This window comes from Vibrio sp. OPT46 (genome assembly GCF_015163535.1).
GTDB classification, from domain to species: domain Bacteria; phylum Pseudomonadota; class Gammaproteobacteria; order Enterobacterales; family Vibrionaceae; genus Vibrio; species Vibrio alginolyticus.
This window is the reverse complement of record NZ_JADDYG010000127.1, coordinates 68,886-72,784: the sequence shown is the minus strand read 5'-3', so window position 1 is coordinate 72,784 and position 3,899 is coordinate 68,886. Positions and strand designations below refer to the sequence as shown.

At 39.3% G+C, this 3,899-nt stretch carries 3 protein-coding genes and 1 pseudogene; 3 read left to right on the top strand and 1 reads right to left on the bottom strand.

The features are described 5' to 3' along the window. A pseudogene (locus tag IQR33_RS05745) lies at positions 1-78 on the bottom strand (acyl-CoA thioesterase); the annotation flags it as partial. Positions 79-225: 147 nt separating this feature from the next. On the opposite strand from IQR33_RS05745, the gene IQR33_RS05740 reads away from it, so the two are divergent. Genes IQR33_RS05740 through IQR33_RS05730 form a run of 3 tightly spaced genes read left to right on the top strand, consistent with a single transcriptional unit; the run spans position 226 to position 3,741 of the window. Continuing rightward, complete coding sequence (locus tag IQR33_RS05740; protein WP_005499663.1) at positions 226-915, top strand: TnsA endonuclease N-terminal domain-containing protein; 690 nt, start codon at positions 226-228, stop codon at positions 913-915. Beyond that, on the top strand, positions 908-2,734 hold the full coding sequence (locus IQR33_RS05735; RefSeq protein ID WP_064490426.1) for an integrase catalytic domain-containing protein: 1,827 nt from the start codon (positions 908-910) through the stop codon (positions 2,732-2,734). Before IQR33_RS05740 ends, IQR33_RS05735 begins: the two co-directional genes overlap by 8 nt. Positions 2,735-2,745: 11 nt before the next feature. After that, entirely contained in the window at positions 2,746-3,741 is a 996-nt protein-coding gene (locus IQR33_RS05730) for a TniB family NTP-binding protein (protein ID WP_020841386.1), read from the top strand. Positions 3,742-3,899: the final 158 nt, after the last annotated feature.

Genomic DNA, 3,899 nt, shown 5'->3' with positions numbered 1-3,899 from the left:
GTGCACTTTTCCGCCAAAATTTACGTCGCTGGGTTCTGCTAAAAAGCGAAGGGTAATGTCTCTTTGACCACTGCTCATCTGTCTTTCCTTGATGGGTTGTTGATACAACCATAAAATGATAATTACAACCATAAATTGATATTTTGTACAACCATAAATTGATATTCCCCTTTTATGGCCTAAACTTATGTAAGTTTACGACAATTTCATAAGAAGGTGATTTCTATGCTCTGTCAAGATAGTTTCTCTGAAAATGTGGTATTAGCATTAGAGCAAGCCTTTCATAATCCTGCTCGTAAGTTGACTAAGTCTAGAGGTAAGAACATACACCGCTTTGCTAGTGCCAAAATGGGTAAAAGAGTTACCGTTGAGTCTGCTTTAGAGTGTGATGCTTGTTATTGCTTCGATTTTGAAAAAGATATTATCCGATTTTGTGCTCAGCCAATTAGATATTCATATTATTACAATGGTAAGTGGCGAACGTATGTACCTGACTTCCTTGTTCAATTTGATACGGGTGAATATGTTTTGTACGAAGTAAAGCCCGATAATATAGCATCTTCATCCGATTTCCTTGATGAGTGGAATGCAAAGCAACAAGCCGCCCAGACAAGGGGGCTGGAACTGGAGCTGGTTGAAGAGAAGCAGATAAGAGTCAAGAACTTGTTGAAGAATCTCAAGTTGATGCATAGGTATGCCTCAAGAGATTGCTTATCTGATAAACACAATTTGGTATTAAATATTCTTAGGAAAAATGGTTCACAGTCGGCACAATATTTGAGCGACAAGACTGGATTATCAAGGCGAGCAATTATGCCAGTCCTTTGCAATTTGTTGTCACGAAATTTATTGGAAACTGATTTGGACACTCCAATATCCTTTCAATCTGAATTTGAACTAGTCTCTTATGGCTAAGAAATCATTTAGTAATTTTAATCGGAAGGCAAAACGAGATGACGTAAGTCATCAAGAAGAGACTCTTTATATTGATAGGGCTTTAAATGATACTTTAGACGAAGATGCCACATATACTGATTTGACAGCATTTCCAGATAAGGTTGCGATTGAAATTTCCTTTCGGCTTAAGATTCTTCGATATCTAGGTAGAGTCAATGACAAGATTGTTCCTAAGACCATTGAGCCACATCGAGTCGCATTACAACGATGCAATGACAAAAATATTCCTAGTGCTATTACAATTTATCGGTGGTGGTTGAATTTTAGTCAATCTGGCTACAATCCTACATCTCTAGCGCCAAAATTCAAAGGTAGAGGTAATAGAGCCCCCAAAGTGTCAGAAATTGTAGATGCGTTGATGGCTCAAGCTGTAGAAGCGGTTATTTCTGGTAGAAAAATCAATGTTAGCTCAGCTCATCGCCGTGTTCGTAGGAAAGTTCGACAGTATAATCTCAAACACGGAACGAAATATAAGTATCCGAGGTATGAGTCTGTGCGGAAAAGAGTCAAAAAAAAGACTCCGTTCGAAGTGTTGGTTGCAAAAAAAGGAGAGCGTGTAGCCAAAAGAGAATTTCGCAGGATGGGCAAAAAAATTCTTACCTCTTATGCTCTTGAAAGGGTTGAGGTAGATCATACAGTTGTGGATTTGTTCGCCGTACATAAAGAATATCGCCTCCCACTTGGGAGGCCCTACCTTACACAGTTGGTAGATTGTTATAGTAAAGCTGTAGTTGGTTTTTACCTAGGATTTGAGCCACCGAGTTATGTTTCAGTTGCATTGGCTTTAAAAAATGCAATACAGCGGAAAGACTCATTACTGTCATCATACCCCACAGTCAAGAACGAATGGTTGTGCTACGGGATTCCTGACTTATTGGTGACGGATAACGGCAAAGAATTTTTGTCAAAAGCGTTTGATGCTGCGTGCGAGACTCTACTAATAACCGTCCATCAAAATAAAGTGGATACCCCGGATAACAAACCAGATGTCGAACGTAAGTATGGGACAGTTAATACGACCTTATTAGATGACTTACCTGGGAAAGCGTTTAGTCAGTACTTGCACAGAGAAGGGTATGATTCAATTGATGAAGCGACATTGACCCTTGATGAAATCAAAGAGATATATCTCATTTGGTTAGTAGACATATACCATAAACATCCAAACCAAAGAGGTACCAATTGCCCAAATGTGGCATGGAAGAGAGGGTGTGAGGAATGGGAGCCTGAAGAGTTTACCGGTACGACAGCGGAGCTAGATTTCAAGTTCGCAGTTTTAGATGAAAAGAAGCTTAGTAAGTCCGGAATAACAGTCTATGTTGACTTGACGTACAGTAGTGACCGTTTAGCTGAGTATCGAGGAACACATGGAAACCATATGGTGACATTTAAATACAACCCTGAGTGTATGGGCGTTATTTGGGTGTTAGATGAAGATGTAGATGAGTATTTTACAGTTCCTGCTATCGATTATGACTATGCAAGTGGTGTTTCTTTATGGCAGCACAAATACAATATTAAATATCAAAGAAGTTTAAATTTGTCCGAATATGATGAAGATTTTGAGGTCGATGCTGAAATACGAATAGAAGACATAGCAGAAGAGTCTATTGTTAAAACCAAGAAACTCAGAAATAGACGTCGCGGTGCTAGGTATCAAGAAAATGCTGAAAGGGCAAAAGCTCAGAATCAAAATGCGATTATAAAAACGGAGCAGGAAGATCCACAAGAAGAGGAAGTTGATGACGAAAATGCCTGGGGTATAGATTACTTATAAGAGGGGAGGGTATGGATGATAGTAGGGATATTCGAGTTGCAAAAGCAAAAAAAGCATTTGTTATAACACCAAGTGTAGCTAAAGTTCTAAGGTATATGGATAGGTGTCGGGACCTTTCAGATATGGATTCAGAGCCTACCTGTATGATGGTATATGGATCTCACGGGGTAGGTAAAACAGCGATAATTAAAAAATATTTGAAACAAAATGAGGGGGATTCTGATACGGAGGGAGATACCATTCCAGTCATTCATATTGAAATGCCGGATAATGCAAAACCCGTCGATGCTGCGAGAGAGCTATTGTTGCAAATGGAGGACCCACTTGCCCTTTACGATACTGATCTAGCTAGGTTAACAAAACGAATCGTCGAACTTATTCCGTTACTAGGTGTTAAGCTGATTATTATCGATGAGTTTCAGCATTTAGTTGATGAATCTTCAAATAAAATTCTTACGCAAGTTGGAAATTGGCTGAAAGGAATACTAAACAAGTCGAAGTGCCCCATCGTACTTTTTGGAATGCCATACTCTAAACTTGTATTGCAAGCAAACTCCCAGCTTCATAGCCGGTTCTCAATTCAATTCAATTTGCGCCCCTTCAATTATCAAGAAGGTGAAGGAACATTCAAGACATTTTTACAACACCTTGATGAAGCATTACCATTTGAAAAACAAACTGGTTTGGCTAAAGAGGGACTACAGGAAAAACTATATGCGTTTTCACAAGGCAATATGCGCTCTCTTAGGGACCTTATTTATCAAGCATCGATTGAAGCTATCGATAACCATCATGAGTCAATAACTAAGGATGATTTTCTTTTCGCGTCTCAGCTAACTTCCGGGAACAAGCCAACCTTTTGGAAGAATCCATTCATAGAAGGCGTCAAAGTCACCAAAGAGATGTTACGGTCGCCACCAAGGAGTATTGGGTGGGAAGACTACTATCAGCAAAATAACAGTCGTAAAAAGAAAGGTAAAGGTCGACCGGATTTTTTTGATAAATAATCGTTATCTATCTGCTCTTCTATGAACGGGTTTCCGACAGCTACGCTAAATTGTGTGATTCATAGACATCCTTTCAACTATACTGGGTGTCTATGGACAGAGAAATCCAACAACGACTACAGTGAGTAAAAATGTATGAGGAATGTGGTGATGCAGGC